This is a genomic window from Streptomyces griseorubiginosus, from assembly GCF_036345115.1.
Taxonomy (GTDB): Bacteria; Actinomycetota; Actinomycetes; order Streptomycetales; family Streptomycetaceae; genus Streptomyces; species Streptomyces griseorubiginosus_C.
Genome location: NZ_CP107766.1, coordinates 6,495,454 through 6,511,475 on the forward strand (window position 1 = coordinate 6,495,454; position 16,022 = coordinate 6,511,475).

Genomic DNA, 16,022 nt, shown 5'->3' on the forward strand with positions numbered 1-16,022 from the left:
GCTACCGCTCCACCGCCTCCACCCGCACCGCGCACGCCTTGAACTCCGGCATCCGGGAGGTCGGGTCCAGGGCCGGGTTGGTGAGGGTGTTGGCGCGGCCCTCGCCGTACCAGTGGAAGGGCATGAAGACGGTGTCCGGGCGGATCCCGAGGGTGATCCGGGCCGGGGCCACGGCCCGCCCGCGCCGCGAGACCACGGCCACCGGGTCGCCCTCGGCGGCACCGAGACGCTCCGCGAGCCGCGGGTGCAGCTCCACGAACGGGCCCGGCGCGGCGGCGTTCAGCTCGTCCACCCGGCGGGTCTGCGCACCGGACTGGTACTGCGCCACGACCCGGCCGGTCGTCAGCAGCACCGGGTACTCCTCGTCGGGCTCCTCCGCGATCGCCCGGTGCGAGACCGGGACGAAGCGGGCCCGTCCGTCCGGGTGGGCGAAACGGTCCAGGAAGAGCCGCGGGGTGCCGGGATGCACCGCCACCGTGTCGTCCGTCGGACACGGCCAGAACACCCCGTTCTCCTCGGCCAGCCGCCGGTAGGTGATCCCGGAGTAGTCGGCCGGACCGCCCGCGCTCGCCCGCCGCAGCTCCTCGAAGACCTCCTCGGGGTCGGTCGGGAAGCCCTTCTCCACGCCGAGCCGGTCGGCGAGCTCGTGCATGACCTCCAGGTCGCTGCGGATGCCGTCCGGGGGCGTGATCGCCTTCCGGCGCAGCAGTACCCGCCCCTCCAGGTTGGTCGTCGTACCCGTCTCCTCCGCCCACTGCGTCACCGGCAGGACCACGTCCGCGAGGGCCGCCGTCTCCGACAGCACCACGTCACAGACGGCAAGGAAGTCGAGGGACTTGATGCGCTCCTCGATGTGCGCGGCGCGCGGCGCCGACACCACCGGGTTGGACCCCATCAGCAGAAGCGACCTGATGTCCGTGCCCAGCGCGTCCAGCAACTCGTAGGCGCTGCGCCCCGGTCCGGGCAGCGAGTCGGGGTCCACGCCCCACACCTCGGCGACATGCGCCCGCGCCGCCGGGTCGTCCAGCTTGCGGTAGCCGGGCAACTGGTCGGCCTTCTGGCCGTGTTCGCGCCCGCCCTGTCCGTTGCCCTGCCCGGTCAGACAGCCGTATCCGCTGTACGGCCGCCCCGCGCGCCCGGTCGCCAGGCACAGGTTGATCCACGCGCTGACGGTGTCGGTGCCCTTGGACTGCTGCTCGGGCCCGCGCGCGGTGAGCACCATCGCGGACTCAGGCTCGCAGAACAGCCGTACCGTCTCCCGGAGTTGGGGCACCGAAACGCCGGTGATCCGCTCGACGTACTCCGGCCAGTGGGCCATCGCGGCGGCCCGCGCGTCCTCCCAGCCGACCGTGCGCTCGCTGATGTACGCCTCGTCCGTGCGGCCCTCCGCCACCACCAGGTGGAGCAGCCCGAGCGCGAGGGCCAGGTCCGTGCCCGGCCGGGGCATCAGATGCAGGTCGGCCTGCTCGGCGGTCTTCGTGCGGCGCGGGTCGATGACGATCAGCGTGCCGCCGTTCTCCTTGAGCTCGGTGAAGAACCGCAGGGAGGGTGGCATGGTCTCGGCGAGGTTGGAGCCGACGAGGATGACACAGCCGGACTTCGGGATGTCCTCCAGCGGGAACGGCAGCCCGCGGTCCAGGCCGAAGGCCTTCATCCCGCCGGCCGCCGCGGAGGACATGCAGAAGCGGCCGTTGTAGTCGATCTGCGAGGTGCCGAGGACGACCCGGGCGAACTTGCCGAGCGTGTACGCCTTCTCGTTCGTCAGGCCGCCGCCGCCGAAGACCCCGCACGCGTCCGGGCCATGCTCCGTGCGCGTGCGGGACAGCCCCTCGGCGATCCGGTCCAGTGCCTCGTCCCAGGTCGCGGGCACGAGCGTGCCGCCGGAGCGCACCAACGGGGAGGTCAGGCGCACCCGGGACGAGAGCACCGCGGGCGCGGTACGGCCCTTGCCGCACAGCGCGCCCCGGTTCACCGGGAAGTCCGCGCGCTCACTGACCTCTACGGTCCCGTCCGGAGCGGGGGTCAGGTTCATCCCGCACTGCAGGGCGCAGTACGGGCAGTGCGTGGGCGTCGCGGAGTTCGGCATGTCTCTCAGCGTGCTTCGGCCGTGTTACGCCGGGGAGGGCCCTTTGTTACGCGCCCAAGACGGCGACCTCCCGTTCGGGGCCCGGAAGCGGTGAGGGGCGCACTCGCCCACTCTCACCTCAGCAGCGGGGCAGGAAGTTCTGCACGTGGCCGGTGTCGAGGTAGTAGTCGCTGACGTACCGGCTGCCGCCGGCGCTGTAGAGCCGGGTCCAGATGGTGTAACCCTGGACCGGGGTGCCGTAGGTCCAGCACTCCACCTCGACGATCGCCCCGTTGGGCAGGCTGCCGACGTTGGAGTAGCCGCTGCCGGGGCCGGAGCGAACGGTCAGCGAGCTGCCCGGGTCGATCTTGATGACATGGGCGCACAGCGACTGACTGTCACTTCCGACGTCCGGCGGACACCGGAACGGGTCGGCGCTCGCGGACGGCGCGAACGTCAGCCCGGCACCCGCGGTGAGCAGGGCCGTGGCGATGACGGTGGCTGCCCGGCGACGCCTGGTCAGGGCGTGCTTGACGGACGAGAGCATGCTTTCCCCCTGGGTAGCGGTCGGACTCTCGCGTCCCATCATGCGAGGTCGTCGCGTCCCGCCGGTGGGGTGTCATGCACTGTTCACCACATCGCCCCGTGCGGACGCCGAGCACCCGCTTGCTCGGTGCGTCTCAGCAGGTCTCAGTGCGCTTCAGTACGTGTCAGTGGGCTTCAGCGCGCTTCAGTACGTGTCAGTGGGCTTCAGCGCGCTTCAGTGCGCCGAGGCCAGCGCGTTCGTCACACCCGGCTCCTTCGGTCCCAGGAACCGCGGATCCGGCCGGAACGCCACGTCCAGGGCCGCCTTGCCGGCCGCGAACAGCTCCCGCGCGCCGCCGTAGTACCAGGTGACGTCGTGCCGGTCGGTCACCCCGACGCCGTACGACGTGATCCCCGCCGCCTCGCAGAGCGCGACCGCGCGCCGGATGTGGAACCCCTGGCTGATCAGCACCGCCCGGTCCACGCCGAAGATCTTCCTGGCGCGGACGCACGAGTCCCAGGTGTCGAAGCCGGCGTAGTCGCTGACGATCCGGGTGTCCGGGACGCCGTGCCGGGTCAGATAGGCGCGCATGGCGTCGGGCTCGTCGTAGTCCTTGCGGCTGTTGTCGCCGGTGACGAGGACGACCTTGATCCGTCCCTCCCGGTACAGCTGCGCCGCCGCGTCGAGCCGGTGGGCGAGGTACGGCGACGGCTCGCCGTCCCACAGCCCGGCGCCGAACACGACGGCCACCGCGGTACGGGGCGCGTCGGCCGGGTTCCGCAGCCTGCCCTCCGTGGTGACGTACAGCCATGTCGACGGCAGCAGCGCGAGCACACACCCCGCCATCACGGCCTGCACCAGCCTGCGCCGCCCGGCACGCGTGCGGGGCAGACGGGGTCTGCGCACCTTCGGCAGTCGCATCGGACGGTCCCTCCCGGTCGGCTTTCCGACAACCAGGACGTCCCGGCGGGCCGCCCGGTTCGTCCAGCCCGACGTGAGCAGCCTCACTCGCGCTCGCGAAAGCGCAGGTCACGCCACCTCACATGACGTCTCCCCGCACCGTGAAGCCCCGGAAAGCACACGTTATTGCCGTGAAACGGGGAGGCAACCTCGGCCCGCCACCATCACTGACATGAACCGGATCAGCAGCCAGCCCGGCCTCGTCTCCCTCGACGACAGGCGCCGCACCGAGCCGCCCGCGCTCGTCCTGGTGGCCCACGGCAGCCGCGACCCGCGCACCCTGAGCACGGTCCACGACCTCCTGGACCGGCTCCGCGACCGGCACCCCGGCCTGCCGGTCCACCTGGGCCACATCGAGCTCAACGAACCGCTGCTCCCGGACACGCTGGCGTCCCTGGGGCAGGCGGAGGCGGTCCTGGTCCCGCTGCTCCTCTCCCGCGGCTACCACGTGAAGCGCGACATCCCGGAGATGGCGGCCGCGTCCCGGGCACAAACGCGCGTGGCGGCCCCGCTGGGCCCGCACCCGCTGCTCGTGGAGACCCTGCACGCCCGTCTGATCGAGGCGGGCTGGCACACGGACGAGGAGACCCGCTGCGCCGGCGCCGTCGTCCTCGCGTCGGCGGGCTCCCGTGACCCCGACTCGGCCGTGGACACCCGCCGCACGGCCCAGCTCCTGGCGGACCGCCTGGGAGTCCCGGTGGTTCCCGCCTACGCCTCCGCCGCCACGCCGACGGTGGAAACGGCGATCAGGGCCCTGACGGCAAGGGGCCGCCACAAGGTCGCGGTCGCCTCGTACTTCACGGCTCCGGGCCTGTTCGCCAGGCAGTGCGCGGAGAAGGCCCCGTGGATCGCGTCGGCCCCGCTGGGCACCCACCCGGCGATGGCCGACCTGATCCTGCACCGCTACGACCAGGCATCGGCGGCTCAGGTGACGTCAGCCGCTTAGGGGCGCGGGGCTGTGTCAATGTGCGGCTCCGCCGCGGGGCGCGACAAGCCACAACGGACCCGCACCCGCCCGATCACCGGAACCCGGCAGCCGCACCGGCGAATTGTCAGTCCCTGCCCGTACTGTCAAGACATGCCGTACGACCCGCAGTCAACCGAACGCTGGGCCCCAGAACCCGACAAACGCCCCGGCCGCACCGCCTTCCAACGCGACCGCGCGAGGATCCTCCACTCCGCCGCGCTCAGAAGGCTCGCCGGAAAGACGCAGGTCGTCACGCCGGGCACCCTCAGCCAGGTCTGGGACGCCAGCCCCCGCACCCGCCTCACCCACTCCCTCGAATGCGCCCAGGTCGGCCGCGAACTCGGCGCGGCCCTCGGCTGCGACCCCGACCTGGTGGAGGCCGCCTGCCTCGCCCACGACCTCGGCCACCCCCCGTTCGGTCACAACGGAGAACAGGCCCTGAACGAGTTCGCCGACGACTGCGGCGGCTTCGAGGGCAACGCCCAGTCGCTGCGGCTCCTCACCCGCATCGAGCCCAAGCGCTTCACCGAGGAGGGCTCGGTGGGCCTGAACCTCACCCGGGCCACTCTCGACGCGGCCACCAAGTACCCCTGGCCGCGCGGAGCGCACAGCACCCGGAAGTTCGGCGTGTACGAGGACGACAGACCGGTCTTCGACTGGATCCGCAAGGAGGCCCCCGACACCCGCACCACCTTCGAGGCCCAGGTCATGGACTGGTCCGACGACGTGGCGTACTCCGTCCACGACGTCGAGGACGGACTGCACGCGGGCCACATCGACCCCAACAGCCTGCACGCCGAACCGGAACGCCGGGCCGTCTTCGAGGTCGCCCTCGGCAGGTACGTCCCCGAGGACACCGACCCCGCCGAACTCGCCGCCGCCCTGGACCGCCTCCAGGACCAGGAGTGGTGGCCGCACGGCTATGACGGCTCCGCCGTCGCCCAGGCCCGCCTCAAGGACGCCACCAGCCAGCTCATCGGCCGCTTCTGCCTGTCCGCCGAGGCCGCCACGCGCGAGCGGTACGGCACCGGGCGGCTCACCAGATACGGCGCCGAACTCGTCGTACCGCACGAGACCCGCCTGGAGTGCGCGGTCCTCAAGGCCGTCGCCGACCGGTACGTCATGCAGCGCGCCGAGCAGGAGCGGCTGCGGGCCGACCAGCGGATCGTGGTCGCGGAACTGGCCGAGGCGCTCACCGCCCGCGCCCCGGACGGCCTCGACCCGCAGTTCCGCGCGCTGTTCGACCGGGCGCCCGACGACCGTGCCCGCAAGCGGGTGATCGTCGACCAGATCGCGTCCCTGACCGACGCGTCGGCCCGCTCGCTTCATGCACGTCTCATGGGGCACGTGTAGAAAGCACGCGACAGGAGTGACGGGAAACGCGCCCGAATGTGACCCTCCGTGGCCTGATCGGGCCACTCCCTCTTCCCCCCTCACGCTCCGTGCGGGACGCTCCAAGGTGGCGGCATGTCAAAGAGGAGGCATCAAGTGGTCGACGCGGATCAGACTTTTGTCATCGTGGGAGGAGGTCTCGCCGGTGCGAAGGCGGCCGAGACGCTCCGCACGGAGGGCTTCACCGGCCGCGTGATACTGATCTGCGACGAACGCGACCACCCCTACGAGCGCCCGCCGCTCTCCAAGGGCTACCTCCTCGGCAAGGAGGAGCGCGACAGCGTCTTCGTCCACGAACCCGCCTGGTACGCGCGCAACGACATCGAACTGCACCTCGGCGAGACCGTCGACGCCATCGACCGTACGGCGAAGACGGTCCGCTTCGGCGAGGACGGCACCGCCGTCCACTACGACAAACTGCTGCTGGCCACCGGCGCCGAACCCCGGCGGCTGGACATCCCTGGCACCGACCTGGCGGGCGTCCACCATCTGCGCCGCCTCGCCCACGCCGAACGCCTCAAGGGCGTCCTGGCCACCCTGGGCCGGGACAACGGCCACCTCGTGATCGCCGGCGCCGGCTGGATCGGCCTGGAGGTCGCGGCCGCGGCCCGCGAGTACGGCGCCGAGGTCACCGTCGTCGAGCCCCTGTCCACCCCGCTGTACTCGGTCCTCGGCCCCGAGCTCGGCAATGTCTTCGCGGAGCTGCACCGCGAGCACGGCGTCCGCTTCCACTTCGGGGCGAGACTGACGGAGATCGTCGGACAGGACGGCATGGTCCTCGCCGCCCGTACCGACGACGGCGAGGAGCACCCGGCGCACGACGTCCTCGCGGCTGTCGGCGCGGCCCCGCGGGTCGCGCTCGCGGAGCAGTCGGGGCTGGAGCTGGCGGACCGGGCGCACGGCGGCGGGATCGCGGTGGACGGACAACTGCGCACCTCCGACCCGGACATCTACGCGGCCGGTGACGTGGCCTCCTTCCACCACGCCCTCTTCGGCGACCGGCTGCGGGTCGAGCACTGGGCCAACGCCCTCAACGGCGGCCCGGCGGCGGCGCGGGCGATGCTGGGCCGCCAGGTGACGTACGACCGGGTGCCCTATTTCTTCTCCGACCAGTACGACCTGGGGATGGAGTACAGCGGCTGGGCGCCCCCGGGCTCGTACGACGAAGTGGTGATCCGGGGAGACGCCGGCAAGCGCGAGTTCATCGCCTTCTGGGTGAAGCAGGGCCGTGTGCTGGCCGGGATGAACGTCAACGTGTGGGACGTCACAGAGCCGATTCAGGGACTGATCCGGTCCGGGGCTCAGGTGGACACGGAGGCGCTGGCGGACCCGCACGTTCCACTCGTCAGCCTCGTCCCGTAGGTGTCAGTACCTCCCCGTAGACTTCACGCGTGGCAGGACGGATCAACGACGAGGACGTGAAGGCGGTACGGGACGCGGTCCCGATCGACGCCGTGGTGTCCGAGTACCTCCAGCTGCGCAACGCGGGCGGCGGCAACCTCAAGGGCCTGTGCCCCTTCCATGACGAGAAGTCGCCGTCCTTCCAGGTCAGTCCGAGCAAGGGACTCTTCCACTGCTTCGGCTGCCAGGAGGGCGGCGACACCATCACGTTCGTGATGAAGGTCGACCACCTCTCCTTCTCCGAGGCCGTCGAGCGCCTCGCGGCCCAGGCCGGCATCACCCTGCGCTACGAGGAGGGCGGCTACAACCCCGCCCACCAGCGCGGCGAGCGGATCCGGCTGGTCGAGGCCCACAAGATCGCCGCCGACTGGTACATGGAGCAGCTGGCCACCAGCCCGGAGGCCGACACCGGCCGCCAGTTCCTCGCCGAGCGCGGCTTCGACCAGGCCGCGGCCGCGCACTTCTCCGTCGGCTACAGCCCCCAGGGCTGGGACCACCTCACCCGCTTCCTGCGCGGCAAGGGCTTCAGCGACAAGGAGATCCTGCTCTCCGGCCTCGCCCAGGAGGGCCGCCGCGGCCCCATCGACCGCTTCCGCGGCCGTCTGATGTGGCCCATCCGCGACATCGGCGGAGACGTCGTCGGCTTCGGCGCCCGCAAGCTCTACGAGGCGGACAACGGCCCCAAGTACCTCAACACGCCCGACACCGCGATCTACAAGAAGTCCCAGGTCCTCTACGGCATCGACCTCGCCAAGAAGGACATCGCCAAGGCCTCCCGCGCGGTCGTCGTCGAGGGCTACACCGACGTCATGGCCTGCCACCTCGCCGGCGTCACCACCGCCATCGCGACCTGCGGCACGGCCTTCGGCAGCGACCACATCAAGATCCTCCGCCGCCTGCTGATGGACAACGGCTCGGCGCGCGTGATCTTCACCTTCGACGGCGACGCGGCCGGCCAGAAGGCGGCCCTGCGCGCCTTCGAGGACGACCAGAAGTTCGCCGCCGAGACCTACATCGCCATCGCCCCCGACGGCATGGACCCCTGCGACCTGCGCCTCGCCAAGGGCGACGACGCGGTCGCCGACCTGGTCGAACCCCGCACCCCGCTCTTCGAGTTCGCACTGCGCCAGATCGTCGTCCGCTACGACCTCGACACCCCGGCCGGCCGCGCCGCCGCCCTCGACGAGGCGGCCCCCATCGTCGCCCGCATCAAGAACAGCGGCGCCCAGCACGAGGTCGCCGTCCAGCTCGCCGGCATGCTCGGCATCCTCGACACCCAGTTCGTGGTCAAGCGGGTGGCCCAGCTGGCCCGTTGGGCCCGCGACCGCGGCGGCAGGGGCCCGGCCCCGCAGGGACGCGGCCCGCAGCAGCCGTCGTACGACGGGACGCACAGGCCCGCCGTCTCCGGCCCCGCCCTCACCCTCCGCAACCCCGTCTACGCCACCGAGCGCGAACTGCTCAAGCTCGCCCTCCAGCGCCCCGAGCTGGTCTCCCCGGCCTTCGACGCGTACGGCGTCGACGAGTTCACCGCCCCGCCCTACGCCGCCGTACGCCAGGCCATCATGGACGCGGGCGGCGCCGAGTACGGCGTCCAGGACTCCCAGGACTACCTGGTCCGGGTCCGCGAGGCCGCCCCCGACGACGCGGTCCGCGCGATGGTCACGGAGCTGGCCGTCGAGGCGATCATGCGGCGCACGGTCGACGAGAACTACGCGGGCGAACAGCTCGTCTGGGTCCGCCGCCGCGCCGTGGCCCGCCGCATCGAGGAGATCCAAGTCACGGTCAGGCGCCTGGAAGCAGGCGGCGACCCGGCTCAGTTGGCTGCTGCGAAGAACGAACTCTGGGTCCTGCAACAGTACGACCAGGCACTGAAGGGGCACGGGGCCTCCGCCCTCTGAGGAACTGTACGGAGCGGTAACTGCACGGTCACGGCCCGATTGCAAAAAGTCACCGCACGCCCCTCGTGGCGGCCATGTGTCGTACTCCACACTGGGTTCCGGTGCCTGAGTCCTCGGAGCGCGGCCGATCCGTCCCCAGCGGGTCCCAGACCCCCGCGGTTCCGCTCATCGCGTACGGGACGGACAGCGGCGAGGCCGCCGACTCCGCCCCCGAAGTACCGCTGCCGTACTCCTTGGCAGCGATCATCCTGGAGGTCGCCCCCGTGCAGACCCAGACCCTCACACAGACCGAGAACAGTGCGGACGACACGGCAGAGCCGGACGCCGAGACCGACGTACTCGTCGCGGTGCCCCCGCAGAGCCGTGTCGTGCACCACCCCGAGGCGGAGCCGGACGCCCCGCCCGCCGAAGCGCTCGACACCGTGGAGACCGAACCCGTCGAGCCCCCCGAACCACCCCGCGGCCGCACCACCGACACCAGCGGGCCGTCCTCGGACCTGTTCCGCCAGTACCTGCGGGAGATCGGCCGCATCCCGCTGCTCACCGCGGCCGAGGAGGTCGAACTCGCCCGCCGGGTCGAGGCCGGTCTGTTCGCCGAGGAGAAACTGAGCAACACCCCTTCCCTGGACAGCCAGTTGGCGCTCGACCTGGACCGGCTGGTGGTGATGGGCCGGATGGCCAAGCGCCGCCTCATCGAGGCCAACCTGCGCCTGGTCGTCTCCGTCGCCAAGCGCTACGTCGGCCGCGGGCTGACCATGCTCGACCTGGTCCAGGAGGGCAACCTCGGCCTCATCCGCGCGGTCGAGAAGTTCGACTACGCCCGCGGCTACAAGTTCTCGACGTACGCCACCTGGTGGATCCGCCAGGCCATGTCCCGGGCCCTCGCCGACCAGGCCCGGACGATCCGGGTCCCGGTCCACGTCGTCGAGCTGATCAACCGGGTGGTCCGCGTGCAGCGGCGCATGTTGCAGGAACGCGGGTACGAGCCGACTCCGGAGGAAGTGGCCGCGCATCTCGATCTTGCGCCGGAGCGGGTGAGTGAGGTGCTGCGCCTCGCTCAGGAACCGGTGTCCCTGCACGCGCCGGTGGGCGAGGAGGACGACGTCGCCCTCGGTGACCTGATCGAGGACGGCGACGCGACCTCGCCCGTCGAGTCGGCGGCGTTCCTGCTGCTCAGGGAGCACCTGGAGGCGGTGCTGTCCACCCTGGGGGAGCGGGAGAGGAAGGTCGTGCAGCTTCGGTACGGGCTCGCCGACGGCCGCCCGAGGACTCTTGAGGAGATCGGCCGGATCTTCGGGGTCACCCGGGAGCGGATACGGCAGATCGAGTCCAAGACTCTCAACAAGTTGCGGGATCACGCCTTTGCGGATCAGCTTCGGGGTTATCTGGACTGATGCCGGGTGCGGGTGTGTGGGGGCTGGTCGCGCAGTTCCCCGCGCCCCTGGGTGGGTTCCAGCCCCCTTCGCAGATCAGTCCACCTCTGCCACCGCCTGTGCGAACTGGGCCTTGTACAGGCGGGCGTAGGCTCCCCCCGCCTCCAACAGGTCCGTGTGCGTGCCCTGTTCGACGATCGAGCCGTTCTCCATCACCAGGATGGTGTCCGCGTCGCGGATCGTCGACAGGCGGTGGGCGATGACGAACGACGTGCGGCCGTGGGCCAGTTTGGCCATCGCCTTCTGGATCAGGACCTCGGTGCGGGTGTCGACCGAGCTGGTCGCCTCGTCGAGAACCAGGATCACCGGGTCGGACAGGAACGCCCGGGCGATCGTGATGAGCTGCTTCTCGCCCGCGCTCACCCCGCTGCCCTCGTCGTCGATCACGGTGTCGTAGCCGTCGGGGAGGGTGCGGATGAACCGGTCCGCGTGGGCCGCCCGTGCCGCCTCCTCGATCTCGCCCCGGGTCACCTCGCGCGAGGCGCCGTACGCGATGTTCTCCGCGATCGTGCCGCCGAACAGCCAGGTGTCCTGGAGGACCATGCCGATCCCGGCGCGCAGTTCGTCCCGGGTCATCCGGGCGATGTCCACGCCGTCGAGGGTGATCCGGCCGCCCGAGACGTCGTAGAACCGCATCAGCAGGTTGACCAGGGTCGTCTTGCCGGCGCCGGTCGGGCCGACGATCGCGACGGTGTGCCCGGGTTCGACCTTCAGGGAGAGGTCCTCGATGAGCGGCTTCTCGGGGTCGTAGCGGAAGGACACGTGCTCCAGGGCCACCCGCCCGCGCAGTTCCTCGGGCTTCTCGGAGACCTCGGGATCCGCCTCCTGCTCCTCGGCGTCCAGGAGTTCGAAGACCCGCTCGGCGGAGGCGACCCCCGACTGGACCAGGTTCGCCATCGACGCGACCTGCGTCAGGGGCATCGAGAACTGGCGCGAGTACTGGATGAAGGCCTGCACGTCACCGATGGACAGGGACCCGGACGCGACCCGCAGTCCGCCCACGACCGCCACCAGCACGTAGTTGATGTTCGAGACGAACATCATCAGCGGCTGCATGACCCCGCTGTTGAACTGCGCCTTGAACCCGGCCTCGTACAGGGCCTCGTTCTGCTCGGCGAACTGCGCCGCCGACTCGTCCTGGCGGCCGAACACCTTCACCAGGGTGTGCCCGGTGTACATCTCCTCGATGTGGGCGTTGAGCTTGCCGGTGGAGCGCCACTGCTGCACGAAGTGCGGCTGCGAGCGCTTGCCCACACGCGTGGCGACCACGAACGACAGCGGCACGGTGACCAGCGCGACAAGCGCCAGCAGCCAGGACACCCAGAACATCATCGCGAGCACCCCGATGATGGTGAGCAGCGAGTTGATGAGCTGGCCCATCGACTGCTGGAGGGTCTGCCCGATGTTGTCGATGTCGTTGGTGGCCCGGGACAGCACCTCGCCGCGCTGGCGCTTGTCGAAGTACGACAGCGGCAGCCGCGACAGCTTCGTCTGGACGTCCTCGCGCATCCGGAACATCGTGCGGTTGACGGTCCGGTTGACCAGCCGCGTCGCCACCGCCATCAGCAGCCCGGCGATCAGGAACACCCCGACCGCGAACAGCAGGACATGTCCCACGGCGGTGAAGTCGATGCCCTCGCCGGGCGTGAAGTCGGTGCTGCGGAGCATGTCGGCGACCTGACCCTCGCCGCGCTCCCGCATCCCCGCGAGGACCTCCTCCTTGCTCGCGCCGGCCGGCATCTGCCGTCCGATGATGCCCGCGAAGACCAGGTCGGTCGCCTGGCCGAGGATCTTCGGACCGACCACGTTCAGGCCCACGCTCACCACGACACAGGCCAGCATCGCGTAGAGGGTGAACCGCTCCGGCTTGAACTGGGCGAGCAGCCGCCTGCCGGACACCTTGAAGTCGAGCGAGCGGTTCTCGGGACCGCCGCCGGCCATCATGCGCCCCATGGGCCCGGCCATCAGGCAGCCTCCGCTTCCGTGAGCTGGGAGAGCACGATCTCCCGGTAGGTCTCGTTGTCCGCCATCAGCTCGCGGTGGGTGCCGGTGCCGACGACCCGCCCCTCGTCGAGGACGACGATCCGGTCGGCGTCGCGGATGGTCGCCACCCGCTGGGCCACGATCACGACGGTCGCCTCCGAGGTCTCCTCGGCGAGCGCCGCGCGCAGGGCCGCGTCGGTCGCGTAGTCGAGGGCCGAGAAGGAGTCGTCGAAGAGGTAGATCTCCGGCCGCTGCACGAGCGTGCGCGCGATGGCGAGCCGCTGCCGCTGACCGCCGGAGACATTGGTGCCGCCCTGGGCGATGGGGGAGTCGAGCCCGTTCTCCAGCCGCTCGACGAAGTCCTTGGCCTGCGCCACCTCCAGCGCGTGCCACAGCTCCTCGTCCGTGGCGTCCGGATTGCCGTAGCGCAGGTTGGTGGCGACCGTGCCCGCGAAGAGGTACGGCTTCTGCGGCACGAGCCCGACGGTCCGCGCGAGCAGCTTGGGCTCGATGGTGGACACGTCGGTGCCGTCGACGAGGACCTCGCCGTCGGTCGCGTCGAACAGCCGGGGGACCAGGCCGAGCAGGGTGGACTTGCCGCTGCCGGTCGACCCGATCACGGCGGTCACCTCACCGGGCCGGGCCAGCAGGTCGACCGCCCTGAGCACCGGCTCCTCGGCACCCGGATAGCGGAAGCCCGCCGCCCGGATCTCCAGGTGCCCGTGCCGGCGCAGCTGGGTGACGGGCGCCGTCGGCGGGACCACGCTCGACGAGGTGTCCAGTACCTCCTGGATGCGCTCGGCGCACACCTCGGCGCGCGGCACCATCATGAACATGAAGGTGGCCATCATCACCGACATGACGATCTGCATCAGATAGGCGAGGAACGCGGTCAGATCACCGATCTGCATCCCGCCGCTGTCGATCCGGTGGGCGCCGAACCAGACCACCGCGATCGACGACAGGTTCACCGTCGTCATCACCACGGGGAACATCAGCGCCAGCAGGTTGCCGGTCTTCAGGGAGATCTGCGTGAGGTCGGTGTTCGCCTTCCGGAACCGGTCCTCCTCGTACTCGTCCCGCACGAACGCCCGGATGACCCGGTTGCCGCTGATCTGCTCGCGCAGCACCCGGTTCACGGTGTCCAGACGCACCTGCATGGACCGGAACAGCGGCCGCAGCCGCCGTACGATCAACGTCACGCAGATGCCCAGCGTCGGCACCACCGCCACCAGCACCCCGGACAGCGGTACGTCCAGGCCGAGCGCCAGCACGATGCCGCCCACGCACATGATGGGCGCCGACACCAGCAGGGTGAACGTCATCAGGGCCAGCATCTGGACCTGCTGCACGTCATTGGTCGTACGGGTGATCAGGGTGGGCGCGCCGAACTGACCCACCTCGCGCGCCGAGAACGACTGCACCCGGTCGAACACGGCCGCCCGCACGTCCCGGCCGAGCGCGGCGGCGGTCCGGGCGCCGTAGAACACGGCCCCGATGTTGCACACCACCTGCGCCAGCGAGATGCCGATCATGAGGGCGCCGTAGCCGAGGATGTAGCCGGTGTCCCCATTGACCACGCCGTTGTCGATGATGTCGGCGTTGAGCGTGGGCAGGTACAGGGTGGCGCAGGTCTGGAGGAACTGGAGCAGCACCAGGATGCTGATGGGTTTCTTGTAGGGCCTGAGATAGGTCCGTAGAAGTCGTATGAGCACGCTACGTCTCTCGGAGTCGGCGACGGGGCGGTTGGTTGCCCCTGGCCCCTATCGTCGGACACTCCACCCGCGTTACCTCAACCGATTAAGCCGAGAGCAGTGCGCGGTACGGCCTTACGGGGGCTGGTGACGGCCGACTCCTACCGGAGTCTTACCTTCCGGACCTTGCTTTCGGGCTAGCGGAACGCTCCCGGGTACATCTGCTCCCGTACCGACACGAACTGCTGGCGCACCGCCTGTCCCACCGCCAGCTCCTCGCCCGGCTCCAGGACCTGCGCGGCCGGCCCCTGCCACATCGGCGGGGTGCGCGGGTCCAGGGTGCCCTGGGAGACCCCGAGCGCCCAGGCCGCCTGCCGGGCGGCGCCGATCGCCGCGTAGTCCGCGGGCTGCGGCACCACGACCTGCGCACCGAACAGCGCGGGCGCCGCGGCCTGTACGGCGGACAGCTCGGCGGCCGCCCCCAGCAGGAAGACCCGCCGCACCTCGACGCCTCTCCCGCGCAGCACGTCCAGCGCGTCGGCGAGCCCGCACAGCATGCCCTCGAACGCGGCCCGCGCGAGGTGCTCCGGCTTCATCGACTCCCGCCGCAGCCCACTGAGCGTGCCCGCCGTGTGCGGCAGGTTCGGCGTCCGCTCACCCTCCAGATAGGGCAGCAGGACGAGCCCGTGGGACCCCGGCGTGGACTTCATCGCCAGGTCGGACAGGCTCTCCAGGTCGCTCAGCCCGAGCATCTCGACGGCCCCGCGCAGGGTCCGTACGGCGTTCAGGGTGGTGACGACGGGCAGGTGCATGCCGGTCGCGTCGGCCAGGGAGGTGATCATCCCGGTGTTGTCGACGAGGGCCTCGGGGTGGACGGCCATCACGGACCCGGAGGCGCCCAGCGACACGACCGCGTCCCCGAGCCCGATGCCGAGCCCGAAGGCGGCGGCCATGGTCTCGCCGGTGCCGGCGGAGATCAGCAGCCCCTCCGGGGTCGTACCGGCCGCTTCCGCCGGGCCGATCACCTCGGGGAGCATCGCCTGGTGGCCGAGGGCCAGTTCGACCAGGTCGGAACGGTAGGAGCCGGTGGCGGCGGACCAGTAGCCGGTGCCGGAGGCGCCGCCGCGGTCGGTGGTTCTCCTGACCGGCCGGCCGAGCAGCTGCCACACCAGCCAGTCGTGGGCCTGGAGCAGGACGGCGGTGCGCAGGGCGGCGTCGGGTTCGGTCTTGTTCAGCCAGCGCAGCTTGGTGACGGGCTGGGCGGCCTGCGGGACGCACCCCACCGCCTGGGCCCACGCCTCGCGACCGCCGAGCGCGTCGACGAGGTCGGCAGCGGCGACCTGGGCGCGCTTGTCGCCGCCGACCATGGCGGGGCGGACGGTGTTGCCCTGGGCGTCGAGCGGCACGACCGCGTTCTGCTGGGCCGACACCCCGATGGCCTGCACGCCTTCGAGGAGACCCCCGCCGGCCGCCTCACCGAGGGAGAGGAGCCAGGCCTGGGGGTCGACGTCGGACGGACGGCCCTCGACCGGGTGTGGCGCGTACCCCTGTTTGAGCACGGCTCCCGAGTCTGCGTCGCAGACCACGATGCGAGTGAATTCGGGCGAGCTGTCCAACCCGGCGACTATCCCCATGGCGCAAATTCTATGGGCGTAGCGTCGTGCCCGGCGCGCGGCGACGGCGGCCGCTGGATCGTCCTGGCT

The 16,022-nt window shown here is 70.9% G+C and carries 11 protein-coding genes; 5 read left to right on the top strand and 6 right to left on the bottom strand.

Annotated features, from left to right (window positions below; translation table 11 throughout):
• Position 1: 1 nt before the first annotated feature.
• The 3 genes from OHN19_RS29395 to OHN19_RS29405 all read right to left on the bottom strand — a co-directional run bounded on the left by OHN19_RS29395 (position 2) and on the right by OHN19_RS29405 (position 3,512).
• Positions 2–2,086, bottom strand: a complete 2,085-nt coding sequence (locus OHN19_RS29395; RefSeq protein WP_330267086.1) for a molybdopterin oxidoreductase family protein — start codon at positions 2,084–2,086, stop codon at positions 2–4.
• 118 nt (positions 2,087–2,204) lie between these two features.
• The gene (locus OHN19_RS29400; protein WP_330267087.1) at positions 2,205–2,612 is read right to left on the bottom strand and encodes an SH3 domain-containing protein; all 408 of its coding nucleotides are present in this window, start codon (positions 2,610–2,612) and stop codon (positions 2,205–2,207) included.
• Positions 2,613–2,825: 213 nt separating this feature from the next.
• Positions 2,826–3,512 carry a SanA/YdcF family protein gene (locus OHN19_RS29405; protein WP_330267088.1) on the bottom strand — a complete coding sequence of 229 codons (687 nt, stop codon included), beginning with the start codon at positions 3,510–3,512 and terminating at the stop codon, positions 2,826–2,828.
• A 211-nt stretch (positions 3,513–3,723) separates the two neighbouring features.
• Here OHN19_RS29405 and OHN19_RS29410 point away from each other — a divergent pair, with 211 nt between their 5' ends.
• The 5 genes from OHN19_RS29410 to OHN19_RS29430 all read left to right on the top strand — a co-directional run bounded on the left by OHN19_RS29410 (position 3,724) and on the right by OHN19_RS29430 (position 10,603).
• Positions 3,724–4,497 carry a sirohydrochlorin chelatase gene (locus OHN19_RS29410; RefSeq protein ID WP_330267089.1) on the top strand — a complete coding sequence of 258 codons (774 nt, stop codon included), beginning with the start codon at positions 3,724–3,726 and terminating at the stop codon, positions 4,495–4,497.
• 132 nt (positions 4,498–4,629) lie between these two features.
• The gene (locus OHN19_RS29415; protein WP_330267090.1) at positions 4,630–5,871 is read left to right on the top strand and encodes a deoxyguanosinetriphosphate triphosphohydrolase; all 1,242 of its coding nucleotides are present in this window, start codon (positions 4,630–4,632) and stop codon (positions 5,869–5,871) included.
• A gap of 135 nt (positions 5,872–6,006) precedes the next feature.
• Positions 6,007–7,272, top strand: a complete 1,266-nt coding sequence (locus OHN19_RS29420; RefSeq protein ID WP_330269736.1) for an NAD(P)/FAD-dependent oxidoreductase — start codon at positions 6,007–6,009, stop codon at positions 7,270–7,272.
• A gap of 29 nt (positions 7,273–7,301) precedes the next feature.
• Entirely contained in the window at positions 7,302–9,209 is a 1,908-nt protein-coding gene (dnaG, locus tag OHN19_RS29425; RefSeq protein ID WP_330267091.1) for a DNA primase, read from the top strand.
• Positions 9,210–9,310: 101 nt separating this feature from the next.
• The gene (locus tag OHN19_RS29430; RefSeq protein WP_330267092.1) at positions 9,311–10,603 is read left to right on the top strand and encodes an RNA polymerase sigma factor; all 1,293 of its coding nucleotides are present in this window, start codon (positions 9,311–9,313) and stop codon (positions 10,601–10,603) included.
• 75 nt (positions 10,604–10,678) lie between these two features.
• Here the strand turns inward: OHN19_RS29430 and OHN19_RS29435 are convergent, their stop codons facing one another.
• The 3 genes from OHN19_RS29435 to OHN19_RS29445 all read right to left on the bottom strand — a co-directional run bounded on the left by OHN19_RS29435 (position 10,679) and on the right by OHN19_RS29445 (position 15,953).
• On the bottom strand, positions 10,679–12,607 hold the full coding sequence (locus OHN19_RS29435; protein WP_330267093.1) for an ABC transporter ATP-binding protein: 1,929 nt from the start codon (positions 12,605–12,607) through the stop codon (positions 10,679–10,681).
• The gene (locus OHN19_RS29440) at positions 12,607–14,340 is read right to left on the bottom strand and encodes an ABC transporter ATP-binding protein (protein WP_330267094.1); all 1,734 of its coding nucleotides are present in this window, start codon (positions 14,338–14,340) and stop codon (positions 12,607–12,609) included. Before OHN19_RS29440 ends, OHN19_RS29435 begins: the two co-directional genes overlap by 1 nt.
• Before the next feature lie 176 nt (positions 14,341–14,516).
• The gene (locus tag OHN19_RS29445) at positions 14,517–15,953 is read right to left on the bottom strand and encodes a xylulokinase (protein WP_330267095.1); all 1,437 of its coding nucleotides are present in this window, start codon (positions 15,951–15,953) and stop codon (positions 14,517–14,519) included.
• Positions 15,954–16,022: the final 69 nt, after the last annotated feature.